Genomic DNA, 26,999 nt, shown 5'->3' with positions numbered 1-26,999 from the left:
TATTTGGCAAATCGCGAAAGACGCCGTCTTGGCTTTCGCCTACCTGGGTTTGGCGTTGGGACGACTGCCGGGACTGCGGATGAATCGAGCTACTATTGCTCTAGTTGGGGCAGCTTTTCTAGTTGCTCTGGGCGTTATTTCGCTACCGCAAGCGTGGGAAGCGATCGACTCCAATACTATCGTTTTCCTTCTCAGCATGATGGTAGTCAATGCCAACCTTTCCTATGCTGGCTTCTTTCAATTAACCCTGCTTTCTTTGATTCGTCTGACATCGAGTCCTTTTGGCTTACTTTGCGTTTTGACCTTTGGAACTGGAGTGCTGTCGGCATTTTTTCTCAACGATACGATCGCTCTTCTATTGACTCCCCTAATTTTGAAGCTTGCGCAAGCGCTATAATTCAATCCTATCCCTTATTTACTCGCACTCGCCGGAGCAACTAATTCTGGCTCGGTTGCGACTTTGAGCGGCAACCCTCAAAATATTCTCATTGGTTCTTTTGCTCCGATTGGCTACCTAGAATTTTCCCTTGCCTTAGCTCCCATTGCTATTTTCAGTTTAGCCTTACAAATCGGTTTATTATGCCTGCTATATCCCGAAGTGCGATCGCGCCAACCTTCTCTATATCTGCCTCAGCTTCGCTTCCGACTCTTGAGACCTTTACTCAAAAAAACGCTAGTCATTACCCTCGGATTATTAATCGCCTTTACCGCAGGCGTTCCCATGGGAAAAGCAGCACTGACAGCAGCAGCCTTATTGTTAATCACCCGTCGAGTAAAACCTGAAAAAGTGCTTCGACAAGTAGACTGGAACTTGCTGGTAATGTTTTCTGGTTTGTTTATTCTCACCCATGCCACCCAAACTCTGGGCTGGTTAGAGTTAGTGACTCCGCTAGCCAATACGCCTGCAAAACTGCTGGGAGTGACGGCGATGCTATCGAATTTAATCTCTAATGTGCCTGCTGTCTTAGTACTGGCACCAATAATCGAAAAAAACGATCTTTCCTCCTGGTTATTGCTGTCGGCTGGATCGACTTTAGCGGGAAATTTGACCTTGTTTGGTTCGGTTGCTAACCTCATTGTGTCAGAGGCAGCAGCTTCTATGGGCTATCATCTCTCTTTCAAAGAACATTTGCGTTTTGGGTTGCCCCTGACTGCGATCGCTTGCTTTATGCAAACTAAGGTGTAGGATTGGGATAGCGAACGTGAACTGCATCGATTTCTGCCAAGATATCCTTATCTAATTCCACCTCGATGCTACTCAAATTTTCCTTGAGTTGTTCCATTGTCGTCGCACCAATAATTGTACTGGTGACAAACCAATGCGATCGCACAAAAGCCAACGCCATTTTAGCAGGAGACAGTCCATATTTCTTGGCAATTTCTACATAAGCTGTTACTGCTTCGGTAAGATTCGGTTTCTCGTAGCGAATGCCAAACCCTTTAAATAAATTCAGTCGAGAATTTTCTGGGATTCGGTCGAGATATTTCCCCGTCAATAAACCAAATGCTAGCGGACTATAAGCCAACAAACCGATATTATTAAAGCGACAAGCTTCGGCTAAATTAATCTGAAAAACTCGATTGACCAGACTAAAAGCATTTTGAATCGAGACGACTTTTGGCAATCCTAATTTTTGAGCGAGATGACAAAATTCGCAGACTCCCCAAGGCGTTTCGTTACTCAATCCTAGATAGCGAATTTTACCTGCTTTGATAAGGTCAGCAAATATTTCTAACTGTTCTGCAATAGGCGTACTTTCTCTTTCCTGAGTCGGATCGTAATCGGGGGCGCCAAATAGAGGAACGTAGCGGTCGGGCCAATGGATTTGATAGAGATCGATATAGTCCGTTTGCAAGCGCTTGAGACTATCTTCTACGGCTTGATTTACGTTAGCGCGATCGATGCGGTTGTTTCCGCCTCGAAGCCAAGTTAAGCGAGAATTGGGACCCGCTACCTTAGTGGCGATAATTAGCTTGTCTCGCTGCTGCTTAACCAGCCATTCCCCAATATATTCCTCCGTTTTTCCTTGAGTTTCTGCCTTCGCTGGGACTGGATACATTTCTGCGCTATCAATGAAGTTAATTCCCGCAGAAACGGCGTAGTCTAGCTGTTGTCGGGCATCTTCGAGCGTATTTTGCTCTCCGAATGTCATTGTCCCCAGACAAATTTCCGAGACGAATAAATCGCTATCTCCCAGTTGGCTATACTTCATTGGCTCTTTTAGGATTCAGTATTCTGTCCTTCAGATTTTTAAAATACCGTCTTCTAGATACGCCACGCGATCGGCGACATCCACAATACGAGGATCGTGAGTTACCATGACAACCGTACAGCCTTCTTGCTTGGCTAATCGAGCGAGTAATTCTATGACGGCATGCCCGTTATAGGAGTCTAGGGCGGCTGTCGGTTCGTCTGCCATAATCAGTTTGGGGTTACCTGCTAAGGCTCTAGCAATAGCGACACGCTGTTGCTGTCCTCCAGACAAATCGCGAGGAAGCAAGTCGGTCTTATCTCCCAATCCCACGGTTGCTAGTAAGTGTTTGGTTTCTTTTTTTGCCATTTTATCGCTCATGCCCTTCATTTTCAGAATGATTTCGACGTTCTCTGCGGCGGTTAGAGCGGGGAAAAGGTTAAATTTCTGGAAAATGAAGCCGATATTGTGCAAGCGAAACTTAGCTAGCTCGGAGCGAGACATTGCCGTAATGTCTTGTCCTAGCAAGTTCACTTTGCCTTTGCTGGGCGTTAGCAGCCCTGCCAAAATAGAAAGCAAAGTGGTTTTTCCAGAACCCGAAGGTCCCATGAGAAGTTGAATCGTACCGCTGTTGACTTCTAGATCGATCCCCTTGAGAGCTTGGTAAGACTGCTTGCCGGATTGGAAAGTCATTTCTATGCCGTGACAAGCAATTGCGATCGCAGACCGGGTGTCTATGCGATCGCGATCGACCGACGAATCGAGCTGAGTGCGAATAGAAGACAAGAGTCGAAAACTAGCTACAGTACACATCTATTGTGGCAAATCTGGCAGAATATAACGCAAGATTAACCTCTATCAACGATGGCTGTTGCGATCGCGATCGCAACTTGGTTATGACATGACTACAACATGCGCTTTACTTATTATCGAACAATTCGTTTATCGGATACCGATGCCGCTGGGGTTATTTATTTTGCCCAGTTGCTATCAATTTGCCACGAAGCCTATGAAGCTTCTCTAGAGACAGTTAGTATCGATCTTAGGACATTTTTTGACAATTCTTCGACGGTCATTCCCATCGTTCATGGCTCGGTAGATTTTTTGCGTCCGATTTTTTGCGGGGATCGATTGGCGATACATTTGTTCTCCCGGCAGTTGCAAGAGAACGAGTTTGAGATTGACTATCTGATTCACAGTCGCTCCTGTCGGGCAGAATGTTTGGCAAAGGCAAAAACCAAACACGTCTGTATCGATCCCATCGCGCGACGCAGAATCCCCCTCCCCGAATCTATGGTTCGATGGCTAGCACTAGAGCCACCTTTGCCCGGAGATCGATAAACGTTTGGGCATACCTTAGCAAGCTTCACAAAAATTTCCACCTTGGAAGCGATCGTAAAGTGGCAGGCTCGCCGTATAAATAAACCAATAGAAGAGTTGAATTAGGAGTTGAGACCTTGAAAAAAATAGAAGCTATTATCCGACCCTTTAAATTAGATGAAGTCAAGATTGCCCTGGTCAATGCTGGCATCGTGGGCATGACAGTGTCTGAAGTTCGGGGATTCGGTCGCCAGAAAGGTCAAACAGAACGCTATCGCGGTTCGGAGTATACCGTTGAGTTTCTCCAGAAACTAAAGATAGAAATTGTTGTCGAAGATAACCAAGTCGATTTGGTCGTCGATAAACTGATCTCGGCTGCACGAACCGGAGAAATCGGCGATGGCAAAATATTTGTCTCTCCCGTCGAGCAAATTATCCGCATTCGCACTGGCGAAAAAGACTTGGAAGCCATTTAGCAGCAATGAAGGATGAAGGATGAAGGCTGACTTCATACTTCATACTTCACTCTCTATTTCTCGCAACTTAGGCAGTAATTTTTCAAAAGCTCGACCGCGATGGCTGAATTTTCGCTTGACTTCTGGTTGCATCTGGGCAAAAGTTTGTTGTTGTTGGGGCACGTAAAAGATGGGATCGTAGCCGAAGCCCCCCATACCGCGAGGCTCGCGGAGGATTTCTCCTGGGCAAATCCCTTCGACGAAGGCGGCAATCGAACCATCCCGACGTGCGATCGCGACGGCACAGACGAATTGAGCGCGTCGATTTTCGCTATCTCCTAGCTCTTTTAAGAGTCTTTCGATTCGTTCTCGGTCTGTCTTCCCATAACGAGCCGAATAAATACCCGGCGCTCCCCCAAGCGCTTCTACTTCCAATCCAGAATCGTCGGCGATCGCCCATTCTCCTACTGCTCTGGCTACCTGGGAGGCTTTGAGACAAGCATTGGCAATAAAAGTGTCGCCTGTTTCTTCTATATCGAGATCGTCGGGTTTTAACTGTAATTCCCAATCAAAGCCCGTCAGATATTCTCGTATTTCTCGCAGTTTGCCGGGGTTTCCAGTGGCTACGACCAATTTTCTCATTTTAGTCAAATTGAGTTGCCCAATTTTTTGCCCAATTCAAGGTTTGACGAACCTGCGTCGCTGTGGGCGCTTCGCAGTAGAGACGCAAAACGGGTTCGGTGCCGCTAAAGCGAATCAGCAACCAACTGCCGTCGGCGAGGCGGAATTTATAGCCGTCCATCGTCAGGCAATCGACAACCGCTTGTCCGGCAACTTCTTTGAGCGGTTGGCTTTCTAGGCGTTGGAGTAACTTGTCTCGTACTTCCATACTGGCTAGGGGCAGATCGATGCGATCGTAGGCAGAGGTAAATCCGGTTTTTTCTTGCAGTCGAACGTAGATAGCGCTTAAATCTTGTCCCGACTCGATCGCGGCTTCGAGAACGTAAAGTGCCGATAGGAGGGCATCGCGTTCGGGAATATGAGTTCCATAGCCAATTCCCCCCGACTCTTCCCCGCCGATGAGAACTTGAGCGCTTAGCATGCGATCGGCGATGTATTTATAACCGATCGGCGTTTCAAAGACGGGCAGGTTGTAAAGTTTTGCCAAACGCGGAATCAGGTCGGAACCGCTGACCGTTTTAACGATTTCTCCCGTCATGCCTTTGCGATCGGCGAGGTGTTCGATCAGAATGGGAATCAAGACTTGGGAACTGAGAAAATTTCCTTGCCCGTCTACTGCCGCTACGCGATCGCTATCGCCATCGAAAACCAATCCAACCCGAATGCAATCTCCCCCTTGACGGGCATCGCTTTTAATCGCTTCAAATAACTTAGGAATATAACGCGGTAAGGGTTCTGGCGCGCCGCCTTCAAATAAAGGATCGCGATCGCCATTAATTTCCGCGATCGGACAGTCGAGCAAGCGACCCAATCCAGAGGCTGCCGCACCGTGCATGACATCAGCAAAGACCTTGAGTTTCCCAGACGCGATCGCGTCTTTGATTGCGTCAATCTTGACCTTAGCCCGCAACCCGTCGCAGTAACTCGACCAGGGATCGAATGAGGTTAAACTCCCCATTTGTCTCCCATGGGAGACATTTTGGGACAGCAAAGCTTCGATTTGCTGCGTCACTTCCGGAGATACCGAACCGCCAAAGGCTCCTTTTACCTTCAATCCGAGATATTTCGCTGGATTGTGGCTGGCAGTCAGAACGATCGCTCCCAAGGCATTTTGGGTTTTGGCTGCCCAACTGAAAGCGGGTGTCGGGGCGTAAGACTGGGACAGCAAGACATCGAAACCCGCTTCTCGAATGGATTCGGCTGCTGCTTTGGCAAAATCTTCTGCCATGAAGCGGCGATCGTAACCCACGATAATGCGGCGATCGCCCGTTGCCGTTCCATAGTTATCGGCTAAAACCTTAGCGGCTAGCGGGGCTAACATCCACACCCGCTCGAAGGTAAAATCGGCGGCGATAACGCCTCGCCAGCCATCGGTACCAAATTTAATCGGGTTGACGGTAAAAGGCATGAAACTCGCTTGCAAACTCTTATCTTCTCCCAGATTAGCCGTTCGAGTTCGTTTTGAAAACTCGTTTTGCGCGTGAAACTCGATTATGGCTGTTCGCGCTTTTGGGGATCTTCGTCCGCAGCCAATTTTTTGAGTAAAGCTTGCAGTCTCATTCGCTCGATATAAGGCCATCCCCCGGTTTCCTCAATTTCTCTGAGCAAGTTGGAGAGAGCATTACGAGTATTAGGTAACGACGGCTCGAATAATTGTTCTCGAATATCTCGATGCAAGCACTCTAGAGCGCGCAGCAAAGTCAGCAGGCAATGACTGTCTCCTTGGCATTGTTTCCCGATAGCCCATACTGTCGTCGAAATCTCTTGTAACGATTCTTCTAGCTGGCTGCTATCCCAATCTGGATGAATGTTCATCGATCTGAGTTAATAAGCGATCGCTCTCATCATAATCGATGGCGCAAACAATCCCTCTAGCTTTCGCGATTTGGGGTATCTAAATTTGGTACATTAGATTGCGGTGCAACTAAAATAACTTGTCCAAAATGCCATTAATGGCTTTTAGTTTAATACTGCTTATATGGACAAGACTTTACAAATTAGAGATTGACGAAGCGAGGTTAACAACAATGAGATATCGCGCCTTAATCGTTGCCTTTTTGGCATTATGTTTGGGAATACTGACAGCTTGCAGCGAAGGACCAGCCACCGCAGCCGACCGCGAACAATTGACTTACGATGAAATTCTAGGAACCGGGCTTGCCAATAAATGTCCGCAAATTTCAGAATTTACGCGCGGCACGATTCCCATCGAACCTAACAAGAGTTATCGCGTTTCCGATTTGTGCTTAGAACCCCAAGAATATTTTGTCAAAGAAGAACCCAAAACTAAGCGGCAAGAAGCCGAATTCATTCCGGGCAAACTCTTGACGCGAGCAACCACTACCCTAGAGCAAATTACCGGAACGATTACCGTAGATGAGAATGGGGTGTTGACCTTGAAAGAAGAAGACGGTATTGACTTTCAGCCTATTACCGTTCAGGTTCCGGGCGGCGAGCAATTTCCTTTCTTTTTTACCATTAAAAGTTTAGAAGGTCGAACGGAACCCGGCTTTACTTCCATTAACAGTTCGGTAGACTTTGAAGGACAATTCAAAGTTCCCTCCTACCGGGGTGCAGGATTCCTCGATCCCAAAGGTCGCGGTGTCTATACGGGTTACGATACTGCTGTTGCTCTTCCAGCTAGTGGGGATGAAGCCGAATACAGCCGCGCTAACGTTAAGGAAACTACTGCTGGTGTAGGGAAGATTTCTTTGCAAGTCACCAAGGTTGATGGAGAAACTGGCGAAATTGCCGGAGTTTTTGAAAGCGTACAGCCATCAGATACCGATCTAGGCGCTAGAGATGCTGTAGATGTCAAAGTTCGCGGAATTTTCTACGCTCGCGTCACACCAGAAGCTTAGTTAAAAGATTGTTTTAGCAACCTTTGCCAACAATCTATCAAGTACAAATCTTCGCGGGGGGATGTTCCCTCTTATTTAGCAAGGGTTTTAAAAATAACTCGAATGAATCTCCGTAGAATTGCGGAGATTTTTTTATTTTTTAAGCGTCTAATATCGTAAAAATGCTGTTGTAACTGGGCTAGTGCAAACAATAAGCTGTAGATGTTGAGGGCTGTCAATACAAGAAAAACAGCCTTAAAACAACGAAAAACATTTTGCAGCCGATCGCTTTCTTCAATTAATTGCGCTATGTATATCTCGGTTAAAGATACCACTAAAGATAACCTCAAATTAGAGACTTTGAGCTTATTTAGAGAGTATAAAAAGACTGCTAAAATAGAACTTCGCGATCGAATTCTCAAACTAAACTTTGGATTGGTGAGAAAAGAAGCCCACCATTGGGTAAACCAATGTCATGAAAGTTATGAAGATTTACTTCAGGTTGGCTGCATAGGCTTAATTAGAGCCATTGAAAGATTTGACTTAGAAAAAGGCTGTGCTTTTAGCTCCTTTGCCGTTCCTTATATCCGAGGTGAGATTCAACATTATTTGCGCGATCGCGGGCATTGCGTTCGCATTCCCAGACGCTGGCAGGAAGTCGGACAGCAAGCGATGGCAATTCGCAAAGATTTCCAGACTCGTTTCAACCGTCAACCTACCGATTCAGAGATAGCACAGGTTTTGGAAACCTCTCTCCAAGAATGGCTGGAAGTCAAGCTAGCAATGCGAAATCGCGAACCTATTAGCTTGGATGTTTCCGTAGGCAACGATGACGACGGAGAAACCAGCTTGGGCGACTTAGTTGCCGATCCTAACTACCGCAGTTTCCAACTAGCACAAGAAGACCAACTTCGCCTACAACACGCTTTGGCACAGCTTGAAGACAAGACGCGACACATTCTGGAGTTTGTTTTTCTACGGGATTTAACCCAAAAAGAAGCTGCCGAACAGTTAGGCATCAGTGTTGTGACCGTATCGCGTCGCGTCAAGAAGGGATTAGAAACCCTGAAAAACGCAATGGGCAAAGAAATCTTTTAACAGAGGTAAGGGCGCACGACCGTGTGCCTTTACATTTGGACGTTGCAGACAAAAAATCTCCGCCTTTTGTTAATTGTTCTTTTAGAATTTAAATCGTAGTGCCAAAATTTAATTTAATCTTTCATAGTTATTATTAGTGTCTTTACTTAGGAGGCGCAGAGATTCAATCGTGAAAAAATCGTTGTTTATTTTATCTATAGCGACAGTCGCTCTCTCGATTGTCGGCTGTTCGTCGTCCCAACCATCGGGATCTAACCAAGCGCAACAACCCCAAGCAACGGAAACTCCTCAACCAGCTTCCTCTCCCAGTCCCGCAGCAGCGACCCCCGATGCTGAGAAATCCTCGCAACCCAAAACCGCCGAAAAAAAGGAATCAGTGGTTGGTTTAATCCCCTCAACCAATCCAGCGCAACGCAGACAAAAAATCGCTCAAGGACGCAAAGATCCTTTTGCTTTCGTTCCCGTCAAGCCAGCGCCTAAACCCAACCCACAACAACTCCAACCTCAATCCAATACTCCTCAACCGCCGACGGCGAGTTCTCCTCAACCGTCCTCACCTTCGCCATTTGGATCTTCTCCCACCCCGATTCGTCCCCCAGCTCTTCTCCCACCTCAACCCGAAATCGCTCAAGCCGTTGCCATAACCGGAATTATCGATATGGGCGGAGTGACTCAAATTATTGTCAAAGCTCCTGGCGAACGAGCTAGCCGTTACGTCCGAGTTGGAGATTATCTCTCTAACGGACAGGTGCGAGTCAAACGCATTGAAAATGCTCGGAGTGCTACGCCTGTTGTCGTTCTTGAAGAGTTGGGACAAGAGGTATACAAAAACGTCGGCGAGGGAGTCGCTCAACAACCTTCCCAAACTAAGCCAGATCGAGAAGAGAAAACGGCACTCTCGCTTCCAGAATCCCTAACGGGAGGCTTTTGAGATATGGGCCAAACAGCAATTGAAGGGCTACGAGAACGGGTTACTTACCCCGGTTTGCCTTTAGCCATTTACCGAGAGGTAGCTGCTCACTTGCGACAAGTCGCGGGAATCAAAGCAACGCTCATTGCTCAAGATTGCCAGCACTTCGATTACAACCAGAGTCAAATTAGCGCATTGCAGGTTGAATATCCTACGAATCTCAGCGATCGCGATCGCCAACAGATAGAAGCGATTCTAGCCTATTACGCTAGAGTTTACAGCCCTTATCAGCGTCAGCCGATTTAAGAGAGAAGATAACTGTTTCTTACTCTTCACCACTTAACTGTCGGTAGCCGTTCGGATTAATCGTGCTAGCATCCAGTTGGGCACGATCCAAATCTACGTTCTGCGCGCCAAATAGATTGGCTCCCCCAAGTTGAGCTTGGTAGAGATTGGCTTTCTCTAAATTAGCTCGGCGCAAATCTGCGTGACTTAAGTTAGCGTAGCTGAGATCGGCAAACGATAGATCGGCTCTCTGTAAATCCGCTTCGCTCAGGTTTGCTTCTCGCAAATTAGCATAGCGAAGATTGGCTCTAGAGAGCTTAGCTCTTTGTAGATTTGCTTTAGTTAGATTCGCTTGACACAGTTGCGCGTTGCTCAATTGAGCACTCTGAAATTCGACTTCTTGTAGATTCGCATTGGTCAAGTTGGCGTAGGGCAGATAAGTTCTCTGAAGATTGCTGCGAGAGAGATCGATTTCCTGTAAATTCGCTTCAAATAAATCTGCTTGACTTAGATCTAGCTCGGTAAAGTCCCGTTGACCTTCAATATATTGGGCTAATAATTCTTTTGCATTTAGCTTTTGCATATAGGTTTGCTATTATGTTCTTCCGTTGATACAGTCTGTCTGAGTTTGCGAGCAGCTTTTCTTTTGAGTATTTATGCTCAGCTTTTTCTTAAAATAGGAGACTGTAGCCTTGACGACATTTCTTTCTAACTTTTTTTTAAGATTTGTAACAACACCGTCAAGGGCAGATAGCGCTTAGCAAAAACCTCAAAGCTTTGTCAAGATGGAAAACGAAGCGAAACGAGCAGGCAACCCCTATGGCATACTTGCAGACATCAATTGCTACTCACTACCACGAGCGAACCAAATACCATCCAGAAACGATTGCCTCCAAAAACAAAGCTCTGGATTGGGCAAATCAACCATCTCCTTTTAAAGAATACAAAATTGGTAACGCGATCGACCTCAAACCCTATCTGTCAGAGGAGCGCGGAACCTCGTCCGAACCGAGCGATCGCAATTGGCGGCGACTGTCGCGATTGCTGTTTTGCAGTTATGGCTTGACTGCCAAGCTGCCAACCATGGGTGCGCCAGTGTATCTCAGGGCAGCTCCGTCGGCTGGAGGGTTATATCCAGCAGAGGTTTATCTCATTTCTCGCGGCACCCCTCTATTGGGTGCGGGATTGTATAACTATCAGCCACAAAACCATTCCCTGATTCATTTTTGGGCGAGTGAGGTTTGGAATGACCTACAAGCAGCTTGTTTTTGGCATCCAGCTTTAGAAAATACCCAACTTGCGATCGTCACGACAGCCATTTTCTATCGTTCGGCGTGGCGTTACGAAGATCGCGCCTATCGTCGAATTTTCTTGGATACCGGACATCTGCTGGGGAATATCGAGCTAGCCAGTGCGATGAATGATTACCGACCCCATCTCATCGGCGGATTTAGGGATCGAGCAATGGACGCTCTGCTCTATCTCGATCCCGAACAGGAAGGAGTCATTACAGTCATTCCTCTAGCAGATTTGCTAGACATTAGACAACATTTGCCTAGCGGTACGACTGCCTTAGCTTCTGATATTCAGACACAATATCCAGAGATTCCCGACGGAGATTTGTTGGGCTATTTTCATCAAGCAACTGAGATCGATCGCGCCGAACCCCCAGCTCCCCCCGAACGAGTAGAGGAGGCGATTTCCTTAGAGGATAAATATAACTTTCCCTTCTGTCTAAAAATTTCTACAAAAACTAATCCCATTGATTGGGGAGAGAGGCTCTCAGAACTAGAAAGTACTATTCTGAGGCGGCGTTCTACTCGCGCTTACACTGGCGAAGAGCTGACCCTAGAGGAACTAAAAGCGCTACTGAATTTTACCTATCATCCCGAAGATTATATCGACCAGGGATTGGATCTCTCTCCAGACTATTTTGATTTGGATTTAATTGAAACCTTTGTAGCAGTGTCTGGCGTGACGGGATTAGAAGAAGGCTGTTATTACTACGCGCCCAAAGCTCAAGAACTGCGGCAAATTCGCTTCAAAAACTTTCGACGCGAGTTGCATTTTTTGTGTTTGGGGCAAGAATTGGGTAGGGATGCGGCGGCTGTGGTTTTCCATACCGCCGATTTACAGAAGGCAATCGCTAAATATGGCGATCGCGCCTACCGCTATCTACACATGGATGCTGGACATTTAGGACAGCGACTCAATCTGGCAGCCATTCATCTCAATCTCGGCGCAAGCGGCATTGGCGGCTTTTTTGACGACCAAGTGAATGAGGTTTTGGGAATTCCTGAAGATGAAGCCGTCATTTATATCACGACCTTAGGAAGACCCCGATATCACTGACTGATTATCGGTACGCCAAGAACAAAGGACAAATAACCAAGGACAAATGACCAATAACCTACAATTGAATAATGACAAGCTTAGTGCTGTCAGTTATTAAAAAACTTTCTTAGAAGATTATGGATTTAGTAACCCTTCAAAACATTCTAGACAATACTTCGTTCTTAGTTTTATTTTTGACGATGCTGATTTACTGGGGAGGTGCTGCCTTTCCAGAAATTCCTTATCTATCAGCTTTAGGAACGGCAGGAGTCTGGATTGCCAACTTGTGTATCGCTGCTTTACTGGGCGCTCGTTGGCTAGAGGCGGGTTATTTCCCCTTGAGCAATTTATACGAATCGCTATTTTTCCTGACTTGGGGGATAACCACCGTTCACCTAATTGCCGAGAGAATGAGTCGCAGTCGTTTGGTGGGCGTAGCGACAACTCCAGTAGCGATGGGAATTACGGCTTTTGCCGCTCTATCTCTTCCCTCAGAGATGCAAGCCTCTGCTCCGTTAGTTCCGGCTTTGAAATCTAATTGGTTGATGATGCACGTCAGCGTCATGATGCTCAGCTATGCTGCGCTCATGGTAGGTTCTCTGCTTGCGATCGCTTTCTTGGCGGTCACTCGCACTCAAGCGGTAGAGCTACGCGGCAGTTCTGTTGGGACGGGCGGCTATCGTACTAATCTTCGCTCGCTAACCTCCCAACACCAGCTAACAGATAATAATTCCACTGCTGTCGCGCCCGTAGTGTCAGAGAGCAACGGCAGAGGCAGCACGGCAGTTCTCAATTTAGCTACGCCGCCAACAACTTCTATTGCCGATGTTCCTGCGGCTCCTACCCTTTCTCCCCAACGTCTAAGTTTAGCCGATACCCTCGACAATATTAGTTATCGCATTATCGGACTGGGCTTTCCTCTCCTGACGATTGGCATTATTGCCGGAGCCGTTTGGGCAAATGAAGCCTGGGGTTCGTACTGGAGCTGGGATCCTAAGGAAACTTGGGCATTGATTACTTGGCTGGTGTTTGCCGCCTATCTCCACGCTCGCATTACTCGCGGCTGGCAAGGGAGGAAACCGGCTATCTTAGCAGCTAGTGGTTTTGTTGTCATCTGGGTTTGCTACCTCGGTGTAAATTTATTGGGCAAAGGGTTACATTCCTACGGCTGGTTCTTTTAAGCAATAAAATTCTCAGGGGCAATCGCATCTGGACTGACTCCATTGAGTCTCCAAACTGAATGGGTGTAGCTATGTCAGGAGATGGTTGGCAAAAAAAGGAGTTTTGAGGCAAAGTCAAATAAAAATTTGGCAAATGCTCCGCTATAATCTATCGGATCCTCCTTATCTCGTCCAATTGCAATAGGAAATGATAAACAGTTGGACAATTCTCCACGCAAGAGTGCATCAGACACTGCGGCAACGACAGCTTTTAAAAAAAGGTAGACGTTTGTTGGTGGCGGTATCTGGGGGACAGGACTCTTTATGTTTGATGAAACTACTGCTAGATTTGCAGCCAAAATGGAATTGGCAGCTCGCGATCGCCCATTGCGACCATCGTTGGTCAACAGATGCGGGAATTGCCAAACATGTTGAAGAACTCGCCCGTCAATGGAAAATTCCTTTCTACCTAAAAACTGCCGAGCAAATTGCGGAAACCGAAGCAGCTGCTAGAGAATGGCGCTACCATGCTTTAATTGAAATTGCCCAGGAACAAGGATTTGAAACTATTGTCACCGGGCATACCCTCAGCGATCGCGCCGAAACTCTCCTATATAATCTCATCCGAGGTGCTGGCACTGACGGACTCAGTGCCCTTGCTTGGCAGCGTTCTCTAACTCCTGAAATCGAGCTAATCCGCCCTCTTTTGAACGTTTCTCGCGCGGAAACTCTAGAATTCTGCCAAAAGTTTCAACTCCCTGTTTGGGAAGATGCAGCGAATCAAAACCTCAACTATGCTCGCAATCGCATCCGCACCGATTTATTGCCCTATTTACAAACCCACTTCAATCCACAAGTGGAAACGGCATTAGCACGAACGGCAGAATTACTGCGGGCAGAGGTAGAGTATCTGGAAGCATCTGCCAGTCAACTATTACAACAGGCGATAACTGGCGAGCCAATAAAATTAAATCGTTTTTGTTTGCGTGGCGCTCCCCTTGCCCTACAAAGGCGAGTCATGCGGCAATTTTTGCAGCAATATTTGAGCGAAGCGCCCACTTTCGAGCAAATCGAAGCGCTAACTCATCTCATCAACGCTCCTAACCGAACTCGGACTCCTCCATTTCCTGGAGGAGCAGTTGCAGAAGTCCAAGGCGATTGGATTATTTTGAGGTGTTAGTTTAATTGTTTACTTCCGACTTCCGAATTGTATTAAGCGCTCGCTTGGGGTTGTTCTACAGAACTAAACAACCGTGCCACTTCCTCTACCTTCTGTCGGCTTTTTGTTAAGTTACTTTGCAAGGGACTGAGAGCTTCTTCATAAAGCTTGACACGCGACTGAAGTTCTGACAAAGCTGCCTTGGCTTGCTCCCAGTTGGCTTCTTGCCGTTGTAACTCTTGCATTTTAGCGGCGCGATCGCTTTCTTGCTGGGCAATTTGTCGTCGAAGCTCTTGGATGCTCGAGTGCAACTGTTCGATCTCTTTCTCTTGCCGTTGCCGATCTTGTTGGGCGTTGCGTTTTTTCTCTTTTAACTGAAGCAGAATTGGCTCTAGATTGATTTGCTGGAGATTATCCTCTATCTCCATCACTCCCTGACGGCGGCGCAACACTTTTAGGTACTGAGAAAGAATGGCTTGTCGCTCTCTAAGCCTGCGCCGCTGACCGAACAGAGTTTCATCGAGCATTTTTCTTCTCTCTTGCTCTTCTGCCAGTTCTGACTCAAGATCGAAGCGCTCGTAATCGTTAGCTGTTTTTAATTTTTCTTCTAATTCTGCAACGGCTTGACATTGCAAGGACAGTTCTTCTTCTTGATCGTTGACAAAACGAACTAACTTATCAAAATCTGCTTGGAGATTCTTGACCGTTTCCTGTAACTCTCCCAAAGGCATATTTTCCAGAGTTTTAATGTCAACTTGCTGTTTGCTTTGGGTGTCTCCCGCGCCAGTCAGAATTTTTCTTAAGTCCTCCGTCGCTCCGATTTCGAGATTGATGCGCTCCAAAAGTTCTTGCTTGCTTGTCAGAAGCGATTCACGTACCTGAAGTTGAATTTGGCTCTCCTGTAGTGCAGCGACGAGCGACTCTAACTCCTGCTTGCGAGTTTTAATCGCTTCGCCCTGCTGGTTAATATCGTTTTGTCGTTGTTCGAGGCTGGCTTTTTCTTGTTCGAGTTGTTGTAGATGATTCTTTAAGAGGGTTTGTTGGCGCTCAAGCGCTTCCCGTGCCGACTGGATCTGCGTTTCTACGGCAGTGGCGCGATCGGGATTGGCGAAAAGGCGACCGATAATTGCTTGAACCTTGCCAACTTGCGGCGAATTCCAATCAATTGGACCAATTTGTCGATGCAACTGTTCGATGCGCTCTTGCTCGGCTCGAAAACGCTGCCAATTCGCCTCCATTTCCTGTCGCTGGCGCTCGAGTTCCTGAAACTCTTCTTGCATCTGGTCGATTTGTTCGAGCCGCGCCTCCATGTCCATTTGGCGGCGGGTGAGTTCCTCGCTTTGAATGCTCAGAGACTGTTTCCATTGTTCGATTTCTTCTTGTTGGTCTTTTGTCTTTTCCAGAAGCCGAGACAGCTTTTGCAACTGCCTTACTAGCTCGATGCCAGCCAATTCGGGTTTTCCCTGAAGTTGCCGATTGTTACTTAGGTTGACGAGCACCAGCGCTCCTTCTCCAGCTTGGGCGAGCTCGTCGCAGGCGATCGTTTCGTCCCCCGGAACGGCACTCCAAGTTTGGTCGTTGTGCTGGCAAGCTAGGAGTTTGAGTTCTGTTTTTGCTCCGCCTATGAATCCTTTTATTTGCTTTTTAACTTCTGCCAGATATAGCACGAGTCGCGATCCTCTTGGTATCTCTTTTGCCTAACAGTTGACAATAAGGTTAATGAATATTGCAATCGATCTCGATAAAACGGGGCTAAGCCTAGCATTATTAATAAAATTGATATCTTTTTTCTTCTTGCTTAGCATGACATATAAGTTTTGCGCGCATCTGCCCAGTGTAATAATTCATGAAAGTTAACAAAGCTCTTTGAGAATTTAAATTTCTATAAATGTAGCTAATTTATGGCTTTCTTTGTCAGACAATCTGCGATCGCAAGCTCGACCTGCTCGACTATCTCTGTTGCGAGACCATAGAGAAATGACATCGCTAGTATCAAGGATAACCAGCTTCAGAAGACCTTGCCAAGACCTTTCCCAAAAGTAGTGCCAATCGAGAAAATTATCTTTTCTAAGTATTCCTCTAAACTAAGGTATTATATAGGACAGCTATTCAAGATTTACCAACCTAATTGGCATAAAGAATTCTTTGCGAGCAGACGATCGCCTCATGCAGGGAACGTTATCTGAAATCGATCTCCGAAGTGTCCTGCAACTGATCGAATTGGGTCAGCGAACGGGCGAGCTATTAGTTGAAGCCTATCCAACTAGCTTAGAGGGTTCGGAGCGGAAAGTTTGGAAAAAAGATTGGCAGACTTTTGCTTCCGAGCCGAAAACAACTTTAGGAACCGGACAATATTGGCTGATTTTTTTCGTTAATGGGAAAATTGTCTACGGAGCCGATCGCGCCAGTAGTAGTCTAATCCGCCTGCGCGATTACCTCCATCGCTATCAAGCCCAGGGAGCGATCGACCTGTTGCAGAGCGCGTCGCTCGCAACGACCAACGAGCCAGAGTATGCTTATCTTTGGCTGTTGTTGGAGAAAAAGCAGCTCTCGCCAGAGCAAGCACGCAGCATTATCGAAAGCGCGATCGCGGAGGTACTGTTCGATCTATTAAGCCTGCGTCACGGCGCATTCGTTTTTGAGGCAGGGACGGCGCTTGCTCCCCAATTAACTGCCTTAGATGTTGCCCCCCAACTGGTTAAGATCGTGGGGCAACTACAGCAGTGGAAACAATTTCATCCCTACATTCAGTCACCCCATCAAAGTTTCACCATCGGCAACGAAGCTAAATTGAAGGCAACTTTACCCGAACAAGCCTATCAAAGCCTAGCCCGTTGGGCAGACGGCAAAACTTCACTGCGCCAACTCTCTAGATTTCTCAATCGCGATTTATTAACCCTAGCCAAAGGGATTTATCCCTACGCCGAGAGGGGATGGATTCACCTAATCGATGCGATCGCGCCAAAAAAACAGAAGTCTCAATTAAGCCGGGAAGTCCAAGAAGGGAACCATTCCCCCCACGTGGTCTGCATCGACGACGATGCGAGCATCGGCAAAATAGTCGAATATATTCTCCAGGAGAAAGGTCTTCGAGCCACTGCGATCGCCGATCCGCTTCAGGCGTTGGGTCGGGTTTTCCAACTCAAGCCGGATCTGATTCTGTGCGACATTGCTATGCCTCAGCTAGAAGGGTACGAGGTCTGCGCCATGCTGCGGCGATCGGTTGCGTTTCGGCAGACTCCCATTATTATGTTGACGGGCAAGGAAGCCTTTGTCGATCGAGTAAGGGCACGCTTGGTAGGCGCGACCGACTATCTCACTAAGCCGTTTGGAGAACGCGAGTTACTATTGTTGTTAGAAAAATATTTGAATTTAGAAATGTGCCTGAAGTAACGTGGGGGCAAAAAAAAGAATTGCAGTGTGGTAGTTAGCGGCAAAAGTTGGGCACATTATTATATGTGTATCAATTATTTTCAGTCGAGTTAAGTTTAATGTATTGTGTTTAAAGTTAAACATGTTAAAACTGTCGATGCCTAAAAAAAATGAATTCTAACAAATACAAGCTCGGTGTCAGTCACTAAACGTCAATTTTATGTTATTGGATAATTTAGATGGGGGATTATGAGCAAAGTTCTGGTTGTAGAAGATAGTCCTACACAACAGCAGATAATTTTAGATTTACTCAAAAATAGCGGTTTAAAAGTGACTATCGTTCAAGATGGGGTTGAAGCATTAGAACACGTTCAAAAATACCATCCCAACCTAGTCATCTTGGATATCGTCATGCCTCGGATGAATGGCTACGAAGTTTGTCGGCGGCTCAAATCCGATCCAAAAACTAAAGATGTGCCAGTAATTCTCTGCTCTACCAAAGCCGAAGAATTCGATCGCTATTGGGGAATGAAACAAGGAGCAGATGCTTACATAGTCAAGCCTTTTCAACCAGTAGAACTACTTGGAACTATTAAACAGCTAATGAGAGGATAATAGTACCAATGATTGGAAATCCGGAATTTTTCACCGGAAACGAGCGCAATTTAGCACCCGAACTCCAGGAGTTAAAAACGCCTGAAGGAGAGCTTTACCTGCGATTTTACCTACCTTCTAGCGATGAATTTGCCCTTCCAGCAACGGGAATTATGGAAGTCATGCAACAACCGACCGAGCGCATTACGCCAATTCCCAACTCCTCTCCCCTGCTATTGGGAACAATCAATTTACGGGGTCAAGTCATTTGGGTAGCAGACTTAGGACAATTTTTAGGAGATCCGGCGGTGTTAAACACCGATAGAGCAGAAATTCCGGTAATTGCGATCGAAGATCAAGAAATGATTTTAGGCTTAGCGATCGAGCGGCTGGGAGAGATGGACTGGCTGGATGCGGAACAGTTGCAAATGCCAACCAACGTCCCCGATCGCATCGTGCCCTTCGTCAAAGGGGAGTGGGTTTTAAAAGACGATTCCTCACCAACTCAAATTTTACGAGTTCTAAATCACGTAGCAATTTTACGTTCGGCACGGTGGGCAGCATAAATCAGTAACCAGTGACCAGGGACCAGTAACCAGCGAGTAAGGAGCTGGGGGAGCAGGAGAGGATAGGGAGGAGGGAGGAGATAAAAAAAGAAAGATATCTATAATTCGTAGCTATAGCTATTAACTGGTAACTGATAACTGATAACTGATAACTGATAAAAACCGTGGAGAGAGGCAAATGGCACCAGAGACTGATTATACACAATTGTACGAACAAGCTCAAACAGCTTATCTAGAAGCTGATTATCCACAAGCAGCCGCAATTGTAGAGCGCTTGGCAACAGAGTATCCAGACGATCCCAACGTATTGTTGTTGCGAGGTCATATCTATCTAGGCTTGCACCAATACGCTTTAGCAAGCGAGCAATATCGAACAGTTTTAGAACTGACCGAGGAGCCAGAATGGGTTGAATACGCTCAAAAAGGTCTAGAACAAGCTCAACAGATGCACTCAGCCGAGGCAGACAATTTTGTCGACGAAGAAGCGACAGGATTTACCCTCAACGAATCAGAGCTGAGCGCAACCGACCTATCTTCAGAGGAGAATAACAGCTTTCCCCGCTGGCAAGAGGAGTCTGATGGCATTACCTGGGAAAACAATATCTCAGGTGGCGAGATAGATTGGGACAGTTCTGTCTTTGATGAAGACGACGCGGGAGAGCCGACAGTCGGACAAGTGCAATCCTTCGACAATTCTTTTGAAAACGACCTCGATGCCAATTTTGAATCTCCCAGCGAGCCATCCGAGGCTTCTTCCGATACCCCTTTTGCGCAATCAGACGATCCGGATACCGCCCTCAACTGGCAACAATTAGAGGAAAACCCCCCCGAATTTTCCTTTGCTCGAGAAGATCGAACGGATTACAGTTTTTCTCCATCTCAAGCCGTCGGAGAACCGACTTTTGTCGTCGGCACCGATTCTCAAAACAACCCTTTGCAGGACTCGAACGAGCAAGCAAAAGACGAATTTAAGGAGGAGGGGGCGATCGACAACCCCAGCGAAAATTTCCCGCTCGAAGAGTCTCAAGATCGATCTGCCTACGCAGTTACCAGCACTGAATCGAGCGAAAGTTTCCTAGATAATTTAGATGCCCTGCCCGATGACGGATTAGAGGACATCACCAGATTCGACCTGACAGACGTTGCAGCAGACTTTTCCGATTCCGAGTTGTTTACCTCTGCTAGCCCGGAGTTGAGCGGCAATCTCAATTCGGGAATCTCCCAATCGATGGCTTCCGGTAGCGGAACGGGTCTGGCAACTTGGGGCGAGGGAGAGAGCAGTGCCGCTCTCGGTTTGAGCGGGGTTTCCGAACAATTTATCAAACCGACTGTTGAGGTCAGACAAGGGAAACTCGCAAGATTTCTCAATGCTTCCTTCAGGCAAAAACAGTGGATTGTCGCTGGAGCAGCAGGACTGACTTCAGCCTTAGCCGTCCTCCTGACGCTTGGCATCGTCTCCTCTACAGCGTCTGGAGAGGCTAAAAAAAACCTTTCCCCTATTGGCGGGACGGGGTTGTTAATGACATTGGTGACAGGGGCGGCTAGCTTAGGCGCGACGGCATTCTTAGGACAGGTGGCTGCCAGTCAAGCCAAGCGCTCTAGCGACGACCTGCAAGCCCAGTTCGATGCAATGACAGCAGGCAATTTTAACGTTAAGGCAACGGTATACTCAGAAGACGAACTGGGGCAACTAGCGGCAAAATTCACTCAGATGGCGCGGGTCATCGCTACAACGACCAGCGAAGCGCAACGGCGAGCGACTGAGATGGAACAAGCAAAGGAAGACTTGCAGCGCCAAGTAATTCGCTTACTCGACGATGTAGAAGGAGCGGCGCGAGGCGATCTGACGGTAGAAGCGGAAGTGACTGCCGACGTGTTGGGGGCGGTTGCCGATGCTTTCAACCTGACCATTCAAAATCTGCGAGAAATCGTCCTCCAGGTAAAAAATGCCGCCAAGCAAGTAAACAAGGGATCTACCGATAGCGAACTGTTTGCCCGCAACCAGTCTAGCGACGCGCTGCGAATGGCGGAGGAATTGGCAGTGACGCTCAATTCGGTACAGATGATGACCGAATCGATTCAGCGCGTTGCCGAAAATGCTCGCGAAGCGGAAGAAGTGGCTCGGTCGTCATCGGTCACTGCTCTCAAGGGCGGCGAAGCGGTAGAGCGAACGGTCGCAGGCATTCTGCAAATCCGCGAAACGGTATCGGAGACAGCGCGCAAGGTGAAGCGCCTCGCCGAAGCGTCTCAGGAAATTTCTAAGATCGTCGCTTTGATTTCTCAGATTGCTTCTCGTACCAACCTATTAGCGCTCAACGCTTCGATTCAGGCGGCAAGAGCGGGAGAAGCGGGCCGGGGTTTCGCGATCGTTGCCGACGAAGTGCGCCAGCTAGCCGATCGCTCGGCAAAATCGTTGAAGGAAATCGAGCAAATCGTTCTACAAATCCAGAGCGAAACTGGCTCGGTTATGACCGCTATGGAAGAAGGCATCCAGCAGGTGATCGACGTAACCGATAAGTCAGAGCAGGCAAAGCGATCGCTCGAAGATATCATTGAGGTATCCAACCGTATCGATACGCTAGTGCGATCGATTACTGCCGATACGGTCAAGCAGCGAGAAAACTCTCGCTCGGTAGCTCAGGTTATGCAGGCGGTAGAATTGACCGCCCAGGAAACCTCTCAAGAGTCTCAGCGAGTGGCTGGTTCCTTGCAAACCCTCGTTAGCATCTCTAGAGAACTCCTAACCTCGGTGGAACGTTTCCGCGTCGAGAAAGGCGAGAGCTAGAATAGAAAATCTTGCCATTGTTAGTTTCAATCGATAGAAGTATTGTATGACCCTGCACTACCGTGTAAATAGCGACGAATTGCTAATTTTAAAATTGAGATGGCTAATTCAACAACCTCTAGAGGCGGTCTGCAAACGTGGTTCCAGCGATTGATAGCAGCTTGCTTTCTGGCAGGGCAAGTATTTCTGCACCTGCTGCGAGCCAAAATCCACCGACGAAACACCTTCGATCAAATGAGTATCGTCGGACCGGAGTCTTTGACGATCGCGCTGTTAACTGCTGCTTTTGTCGGAATGGTATTTACTATCCAGGTGGCGCGAGAATTTATTTACTATGGGGCGGGAACGACGGTAGGAGGGGTGTTAGCGATCGCCTTGACGCGAGAATTAGCCCCAGTTCTCACTGCCGTTGTCATAGCCGGACGAGTGGGATCGGCTTTTGCGGCTGAAATTGGAACGATGCGAGTGACGGAGCAAATTGACGCGCTCTACATGCTTAAGACCGACCCGATCGATTATTTGGTCTCGCCTCGCGTTCTGGCTTGCTCTCTGATGATGCCAGTTTTGACGATCCTATCTCTAATTACTGGGATGACGGGAGGAATGTTTATGGCAGATGCTTTATACGATATTTCTCCGACGGTTTTTCTCAGGTCTGCTCAAAACTTTCTTCAGGTTTGGGATTTATTCAGTGCGGTAATTAAATCGGTTGTCTTCGGCGCGCTAATTGCCATTATCGGTTGCAGTTGGGGATTGACGACGACAGGCGGCGCAAAAGGAGTCGGGCAATCGACGACGACAGCAGTGGTAACGGCTTTGCTGTCGATTTTTATTGCCAACTTTTTCTTGTCTTGGTTGATGTTTCAGGGAACGGGTAGCACTGCGATCGAGTAGACAGTGTGAAGCATACCGACTATCAATTGCTACGCAAACTGTTAATAAAATCTTGTACGCGCTGCCAAACTCGATCTAATAAATCGGCAGAATCTGCATCAAACCACTCAATTTCGGGGTAGGCTCGAAACCAAGTACGCTGCCGTTTGGCAAATTGGCGAGTATGCACGACTATTAATTTTTTTGCCTCAGATAAAGAGAAATCAGCAGCAAGATATTGTTTTATCTCTTGATAGCCCAAGGTATTCAAAAGAGGTAGATGCCAACCATATTTTTTACCCAATCTTTCTACTTCTTCAACCAATCCAGCCTCTATCATTTTTTCCGTGCGTAGTTCGATGCGTTTTCTTAGGACTTCTGCCTCGCAATCCAAACCAATTTGCAGGAGCGGATAGTCGGGTGGATTTTCTCCCTGTTGCTCGGAAATGGGCTTTCCAGTAACATAATAAACCTCTAACGCTCTCAGGGTTCTGACTTCATCGTTCGGATGAATTTTTTGAGCGGCGATCGCATCGACTTGGCACAAAAAAGCGTAAAGTTGGATTTGTCCGAGAGATTGCAGTTGCGATCGCAATTCTGGCTGCGGCGATATCCTGGGAATTTTTAACCCTTTGACAATCGATTTAATATATAATCCCGTTCCTCCCGCTAGGAGAGGGGGAACATTGAAATCGGAATTTTCTATTAACGCTTGCGCTTTTTCTTGATACTGAGCCAGAGTTAGGGTTTCAGTCGGATCGCAGATATCGATCAGATAGTGCGGCACTAACTTTTGTTCTATCGGGGTTGGCTTAGCCGTTCCGATGTCAAATTCTCGGTAGACTTGACGAGAATCGGCACTAATAATAACTGAATTGAGTCTTTGAGCCAATTTTAAGGCTAAGCCAGATTTGCCCGTAGCAGTAGCACCGCAAATGACGATCGCAGAGGGTTTCATTAACGTGAGTTCGGAATATTGCGATTACCTTAGCGATCGATCTCAAAAAAATAGCGATCGCCGAGCTTTTAACCATCCAAATCTTCCTGTACGATAGTCGCGATCGCAACTTTGGCATTGTCTTGGAATTCTTTGATATTAACCCGTCCCAAGAGCGCGATTGCGAGGATAAATCCTAACGCTTGCAGAGCAAACACGGTTCCGTATGCCAAGACGGGGACGTTAAACGTTCCCTTACCCGCATTGAGGACGGCTCCTCCTATCACTGTAGCCAATGCTCTCGACATTGACTGGGCCAATCCCCAAGCCCCGATAAAAGTACCTGCCGTTTCCGCCGCCGTCAGATCTAACATTAAACTGGTGGCTCCTACTGTCAGGACTCCAGACGCTAATCCAAAAAATAGTAATCCGGATTTGAGCAAACTTTGGCTGGCTGTAGCTCCTGCTAATATTATCAAGCCAACGCAGAAGATAGCGAAAATACATCCCAGTTTCGTCGTTCTTTGTTTGCCCAAGCGCGGCAGTACTAAAAATCCTGTTAAAGCAATGCCAAATAACGTCCCCATGCCGAAATAGGCATTCAGCTTGGTTGTTTCCGAGATAGACATTCCGAACACTTCCCCACCATATGGTTCTATAACTGCATCCTGCACGAACAGGCTTAGTGTCAGTACCAGTAGAAAGCTGAAAAATAAACCCGTTTGACGGCTGGCGGTCAAGATTTTTAAGGCACGACCGAGCGTAATTTGGTCTTCTCGCTCTACTACAGTCGATCGCGAGGAATAGCGAGAATATTTCTTTTCAACTCCTACGGTAGCTAGCAAACACAGCCCAAAGACGAGTGCGGGCATAATAATAAAAACGGGGTCAACCGTTGCTTTCAATTGAGCGATATTGCCGATAGCTACTGTTTGGGAGGGGTCGGTGGCTAATAACCGAGAGCTAATAATAGCTCCCACGACGATACCGACCATTAACATCGACCACACAACACCAACGAGTTGAGAACGGTTGTCTTCATCTGAGACATCGACGAGTAAAGCAGCAAAAGGCGTGGAGCTTGCACTCAGTGCTAAACCATAGATGGCAAAAATGATAGCTAGCAATACAGCCCAGCTATAGGTTACAAAACTCCAGCCAGTAGTTTGTAGGCTGCTGCCCAATTGCCAAACTGCTTGCAGGGCAACAAAAGAAATACTGGTAAACAGCGCTGCACCAATCCAAACATAACCCGTACGATGGTAGCCTAAGAGCTTCTTGGCATCAGACATTTGCCCAAACCAGATCCGCGTAGGACTAACAAACTGGTGCATGGCGATCGCACCTGCGACAATCAACGGCAGAACTTGGAGTTCGGCAATCAAGATCCGGTTGAGGACTCCTAGCGTTAGGAGAGACATAATCCCCAATCCCATCTGAAACAAACCCAGTCGGAACATGGTGAAGAGATTCAGCTTGGGAAGGGGTTTGTGCCGATCGGGTTGAGAATAGCGGGAATCGGAAAGGTCGCTGATAGCCATTGCGCTCGCTTGCAAAACTAATAGTTTTGTATAAGGCTTTTTTGTTAGGGTAGCACGATAATATTTTCTGACTCAATCGCAATGAGGGGGTTGGGCAAGGCAATTTTCTTCTAGGGGGCGATCGCAGTTTGTTTCCAAGCTTCGCGACCGACTGATGAAAACATATTGAGAGCTTTTACGAGCTTGGATTGCTAATTTTTTCTAGTCTATCGCGTCCAGATCTCGATTTTGCTAATCGGTGTTATTACAGACGCTTATGTCTATTGTTTTCATTCGATTGTATCTCTATAATAGAGATGATTCTTAAAATAAGATTAACGAAATTTAATAGATAAAATCCTCAATAAAGCTGATAAGATACGGGACTTAAAGGTGCTAATGATAAGGAGAAAAGGGAAATGACTGTCGAAAAATTAGAAGCAAACGGGAACCAGATTCAAGAAGCCGAACAAGCTAACGATAGCGCTAAAACAGGTAATAGAGCCAAAAAAAACCGGGAAGTCGTCGCTTTATCGGTAAAGAAACAACCAGAAAAAGAATCGCAACTCAAACATGTTGAAGGATTGCCAGAAAATCGCCCCATTGGTGTCAGCCATTTAGAGATCAAAGAGATGGATGGACAGGGTCTGCCTAACAATCGCCCCGTTGAAGCGAGCCATCTAAAAGTTGTTAGTACCTATAATTCTGTTGGAGGTGTACGTCCAGTCGTTGCGAGCGGAATGGAGGTCAGCAGCACGCTGGCGATCTCTGGAAACCGTCCTATTGCAGCTAGCCATCTGAAAATCAGCGAAACCTATACGGTTATGGGCAATCGCCCCGTTGCTTCTAACGAGATTGACGATCCCGCAGCTTTGATGGGTTTTCTTGACTAATCGCCTCGCAATTGAGTCAAAACCGAATAACTGATCTTTTAACTAAAAACTGCCTCGCCCTAGTTCATCATAAGAGCGAGGATTTTTATGTTTTTAGTCTATCTGTTTCGGTTAAGATCGTTAAAGCGATCGCATTGCCCAGTTATAGGAGAAGTTTGCTGTGCTAACTCTCGGTGTCAATATCGATCACGTTGCAACCATTCGACAGGCACGACGTACTGTCGAACCCGATCCCATTGCTGCTGCCGTTTTAGCCGAACTAGGCGGTGCCGATGGCATTACCGCTCATCTGAGAGAGGATCGCCGTCACATCCAGGATCGAGACGTGCGACTCTTGCGGCAAACAGTACGCACTCATTTAAACTTAGAAATGGCAGCCATTGATGAAATGGTCGCGATCGCTATTGAGGTCAAACCCGATTACGTCACCCTCGTCCCGGAAAAACGGGAAGAAGTGACCACAGAAGGGGGACTCGATGTTGTAGGCGGACTGGATCGCCTTTGCCAAGTTGTCGATCGCTTGCAAGGCGAAGGCATTCTGGTAAGCTTGTTTATCGATACCGATCCCGCCCAAATCGAAGCCGCAGCTAAGACAAAAGCTCAATTTATCGAACTGAACACAGGAAAATATGCCGAAGCCCACGACGAAAAAACGCGCCAGAAAGAATTAGACTTGTTACGGAAAGGATGCGAAGAAGCGATTTCCTTGGGGTTGCGCGTCAATGCAGGTCACGGCTTAACTTACTGGAATGTCTATCCAGTCGCCTGTATTCCCGGCATGGAAGAACTCAACATCGGTCACACTATTATTAGTCGGGCAGTGTTAGTCGGCATGGAAAGAGCCGTCCGAGAAATGAAACTTGCCATGCGAGGTGAATTTTAGACCGAGATATGAGGAGAGGAGGAGACGAGAGACTGGGAGACGGGGAGTGTGGGAGGTGTGGGAAGAGGAGGACTTGCGAGACTCCGAAGAAGAAAAACAACTAACTACTAACCATTAACTATTAACTCTCACCAATCCACAA

25 protein-coding genes and 1 pseudogene are annotated in these 26,999 nt (G+C 47.1%); 17 read left to right on the top strand and 9 right to left on the bottom strand.

Annotated elements, in window-relative coordinates; all coding sequences use genetic code 11:
• Position 1 precedes the first annotated feature (1 nt).
• A pseudogene (locus tag PLE7327_RS03140) lies at positions 2 to 1,186 on the top strand (anion transporter).
• Here the strand turns inward: PLE7327_RS03140 and PLE7327_RS03135 are convergent.
• Together PLE7327_RS03135 and PLE7327_RS03130 are read right to left on the bottom strand one after the other, a co-directional pair.
• Positions 1,176 to 2,213 carry an NADP(H)-dependent aldo-keto reductase gene (locus PLE7327_RS03135; protein ID WP_015142410.1) on the bottom strand — a complete coding sequence of 346 codons (1,038 nt, stop codon included), beginning with the start codon at positions 2,211 to 2,213 and terminating at the stop codon, positions 1,176 to 1,178. The pseudogene PLE7327_RS03140 and the gene PLE7327_RS03135 sit on opposite strands and share 11 nt — an antisense overlap.
• A gap of 30 nt (positions 2,214 to 2,243) precedes the next feature.
• Complete coding sequence (locus PLE7327_RS03130) at positions 2,244 to 3,005, bottom strand: ABC transporter ATP-binding protein (protein WP_015142409.1); 762 nt, start codon at positions 3,003 to 3,005, stop codon at positions 2,244 to 2,246.
• A gap of 99 nt (positions 3,006 to 3,104) precedes the next feature.
• Between PLE7327_RS03130 and PLE7327_RS03125 the strand changes: the two genes are divergently transcribed.
• Positions 3,105 to 3,533, top strand: coding sequence for a thioesterase family protein (locus PLE7327_RS03125; protein WP_015142408.1), 429 nt, complete (start codon positions 3,105 to 3,107; stop codon positions 3,531 to 3,533).
• A gap of 116 nt (positions 3,534 to 3,649) precedes the next feature.
• A complete protein-coding gene (locus PLE7327_RS03120; RefSeq protein WP_015142407.1) occupies positions 3,650 to 3,988 on the top strand; it encodes a P-II family nitrogen regulator in 339 nt (112 codons plus the stop codon).
• A gap of 39 nt (positions 3,989 to 4,027) precedes the next feature.
• Here PLE7327_RS03120 and rdgB read toward each other — a convergent pair whose 3' ends face one another.
• From rdgB to PLE7327_RS03105, 3 genes are all read right to left on the bottom strand, one after another.
• Positions 4,028 to 4,609 carry an RdgB/HAM1 family non-canonical purine NTP pyrophosphatase gene (gene rdgB / locus PLE7327_RS03115; protein ID WP_015142406.1) on the bottom strand — a complete coding sequence of 194 codons (582 nt, stop codon included), beginning with the start codon at positions 4,607 to 4,609 and terminating at the stop codon, positions 4,028 to 4,030.
• A gap of 1 nt (position 4,610) precedes the next feature.
• Entirely contained in the window at positions 4,611 to 6,056 is a 1,446-nt protein-coding gene (locus PLE7327_RS03110) for a phosphoglucomutase/phosphomannomutase family protein (protein ID WP_015142405.1), read from the bottom strand.
• Positions 6,057 to 6,139: 83 nt separating this feature from the next.
• Positions 6,140 to 6,463 carry a hypothetical protein gene (locus PLE7327_RS03105; RefSeq protein ID WP_015142404.1) on the bottom strand — a complete coding sequence of 108 codons (324 nt, stop codon included), beginning with the start codon at positions 6,461 to 6,463 and terminating at the stop codon, positions 6,140 to 6,142.
• A 212-nt stretch (positions 6,464 to 6,675) separates the two neighbouring features.
• Here PLE7327_RS03105 and PLE7327_RS03100 point away from each other — a divergent pair, with 212 nt between their 5' ends.
• From PLE7327_RS03100 to PLE7327_RS03080, 4 genes are all read left to right on the top strand, one after another.
• A complete protein-coding gene (locus tag PLE7327_RS03100) occupies positions 6,676 to 7,509 on the top strand; it encodes a photosystem II manganese-stabilizing polypeptide (RefSeq protein WP_015142403.1) in 834 nt (277 codons plus the stop codon).
• A gap of 288 nt (positions 7,510 to 7,797) precedes the next feature.
• Entirely contained in the window at positions 7,798 to 8,586 is a 789-nt protein-coding gene (locus PLE7327_RS03090; RefSeq protein ID WP_015142402.1) for an RNA polymerase sigma factor SigF, read from the top strand.
• A gap of 169 nt (positions 8,587 to 8,755) precedes the next feature.
• Positions 8,756 to 9,517: a hypothetical protein gene (locus tag PLE7327_RS03085; protein WP_144266082.1), complete on the top strand. Its 762-nt coding sequence runs from the start codon at positions 8,756 to 8,758 to the stop codon at positions 9,515 to 9,517.
• Positions 9,518 to 9,520: 3 nt separating this feature from the next.
• Positions 9,521 to 9,802, top strand: a complete 282-nt coding sequence (locus PLE7327_RS03080) for a hypothetical protein (RefSeq protein ID WP_015142400.1) — start codon at positions 9,521 to 9,523, stop codon at positions 9,800 to 9,802.
• Positions 9,803 to 9,821: 19 nt separating this feature from the next.
• On the opposite strand, the gene PLE7327_RS03075 is transcribed toward PLE7327_RS03080, so the two are convergent.
• Positions 9,822 to 10,364: a pentapeptide repeat-containing protein gene (locus PLE7327_RS03075; protein ID WP_015142399.1), complete on the bottom strand. Its 543-nt coding sequence runs from the start codon at positions 10,362 to 10,364 to the stop codon at positions 9,822 to 9,824.
• Positions 10,365 to 10,600: 236 nt separating this feature from the next.
• On the opposite strand from PLE7327_RS03075, the gene PLE7327_RS03070 reads away from it, so the two are divergent.
• The 3 genes from PLE7327_RS03070 to tilS all read left to right on the top strand — a co-directional run bounded on the left by PLE7327_RS03070 (position 10,601) and on the right by tilS (position 14,455).
• The gene (locus PLE7327_RS03070; RefSeq protein ID WP_015142398.1) at positions 10,601 to 12,133 is read left to right on the top strand and encodes a SagB/ThcOx family dehydrogenase; all 1,533 of its coding nucleotides are present in this window, start codon (positions 10,601 to 10,603) and stop codon (positions 12,131 to 12,133) included.
• Between the two features lie 119 nt (positions 12,134 to 12,252).
• Positions 12,253 to 13,296: a c-type cytochrome biogenesis protein CcsB gene (gene ccsB / locus PLE7327_RS03065; RefSeq protein WP_015142397.1), complete on the top strand. Its 1,044-nt coding sequence runs from the start codon at positions 12,253 to 12,255 to the stop codon at positions 13,294 to 13,296.
• 187 nt (positions 13,297 to 13,483) lie between these two features.
• Positions 13,484 to 14,455 carry a tRNA lysidine(34) synthetase TilS gene (tilS, locus tag PLE7327_RS03060; protein WP_015142396.1) on the top strand — a complete coding sequence of 324 codons (972 nt, stop codon included), beginning with the start codon at positions 13,484 to 13,486 and terminating at the stop codon, positions 14,453 to 14,455.
• A 32-nt stretch (positions 14,456 to 14,487) separates the two neighbouring features.
• Here tilS and hmpF read toward each other — a convergent pair whose 3' ends face one another.
• On the bottom strand, positions 14,488 to 16,101 hold the full coding sequence (hmpF, locus tag PLE7327_RS03055; protein WP_015142395.1) for a pilus motility taxis protein HmpF: 1,614 nt from the start codon (positions 16,099 to 16,101) through the stop codon (positions 14,488 to 14,490).
• A 499-nt stretch (positions 16,102 to 16,600) separates the two neighbouring features.
• On the opposite strand from hmpF, the gene PLE7327_RS03050 reads away from it, so the two are divergent.
• From PLE7327_RS03050 to PLE7327_RS03030, 5 genes are all read left to right on the top strand, one after another.
• Positions 16,601 to 17,827 carry a response regulator gene (locus PLE7327_RS03050; protein WP_015142394.1) on the top strand — a complete coding sequence of 409 codons (1,227 nt, stop codon included), beginning with the start codon at positions 16,601 to 16,603 and terminating at the stop codon, positions 17,825 to 17,827.
• Positions 17,828 to 18,055: 228 nt separating this feature from the next.
• Positions 18,056 to 18,421 carry a PleD family two-component system response regulator gene (locus PLE7327_RS03045; protein WP_015142393.1) on the top strand — a complete coding sequence of 122 codons (366 nt, stop codon included), beginning with the start codon at positions 18,056 to 18,058 and terminating at the stop codon, positions 18,419 to 18,421.
• A gap of 8 nt (positions 18,422 to 18,429) precedes the next feature.
• Positions 18,430 to 18,966 (top strand): chemotaxis protein CheW, encoded by a 537-nt coding sequence (locus PLE7327_RS03040; RefSeq protein WP_015142392.1) that lies wholly within the window; start codon positions 18,430 to 18,432, stop codon positions 18,964 to 18,966.
• A 178-nt stretch (positions 18,967 to 19,144) separates the two neighbouring features.
• Positions 19,145 to 21,751 (top strand): HAMP domain-containing methyl-accepting chemotaxis protein, encoded by a 2,607-nt coding sequence (locus PLE7327_RS03035; RefSeq protein WP_015142391.1) that lies wholly within the window; start codon positions 19,145 to 19,147, stop codon positions 21,749 to 21,751.
• Between the two features lie 99 nt (positions 21,752 to 21,850).
• Entirely contained in the window at positions 21,851 to 22,645 is a 795-nt protein-coding gene (locus PLE7327_RS03030) for an MlaE family lipid ABC transporter permease subunit (protein WP_015142390.1), read from the top strand.
• 22 nt (positions 22,646 to 22,667) lie between these two features.
• On the opposite strand, the gene miaA is transcribed toward PLE7327_RS03030, so the two are convergent.
• Both miaA and PLE7327_RS03020 read right to left on the bottom strand, forming a co-directional pair.
• Positions 22,668 to 23,582, bottom strand: a complete 915-nt coding sequence (gene miaA / locus PLE7327_RS03025) for a tRNA (adenosine(37)-N6)-dimethylallyltransferase MiaA (protein ID WP_015142389.1) — start codon at positions 23,580 to 23,582, stop codon at positions 22,668 to 22,670.
• 68 nt (positions 23,583 to 23,650) lie between these two features.
• Positions 23,651 to 25,102, bottom strand: coding sequence for a BCD family MFS transporter (locus PLE7327_RS03020; protein ID WP_015142388.1), 1,452 nt, complete (start codon positions 25,100 to 25,102; stop codon positions 23,651 to 23,653).
• Positions 25,103 to 25,500: 398 nt separating this feature from the next.
• Between PLE7327_RS03020 and PLE7327_RS03015 the strand changes: the two genes are divergently transcribed.
• Together PLE7327_RS03015 and PLE7327_RS03010 are read left to right on the top strand one after the other, a co-directional pair.
• On the top strand, positions 25,501 to 25,974 hold the full coding sequence (locus PLE7327_RS03015) for a hypothetical protein (protein WP_015142387.1): 474 nt from the start codon (positions 25,501 to 25,503) through the stop codon (positions 25,972 to 25,974).
• A gap of 160 nt (positions 25,975 to 26,134) precedes the next feature.
• Positions 26,135 to 26,857, top strand: coding sequence for a pyridoxine 5'-phosphate synthase (locus tag PLE7327_RS03010; RefSeq protein ID WP_015142386.1), 723 nt, complete (start codon positions 26,135 to 26,137; stop codon positions 26,855 to 26,857).
• Positions 26,858 to 26,999 lie beyond the last annotated feature (142 nt).

This window comes from Pleurocapsa sp. PCC 7327 (genome assembly GCF_000317025.1).
Lineage (GTDB): Bacteria > Cyanobacteriota > Cyanobacteriia > Cyanobacteriales > Microcystaceae > Hydrococcus.
This window is presented reverse-complemented; position numbering and strand designations above follow the sequence as displayed.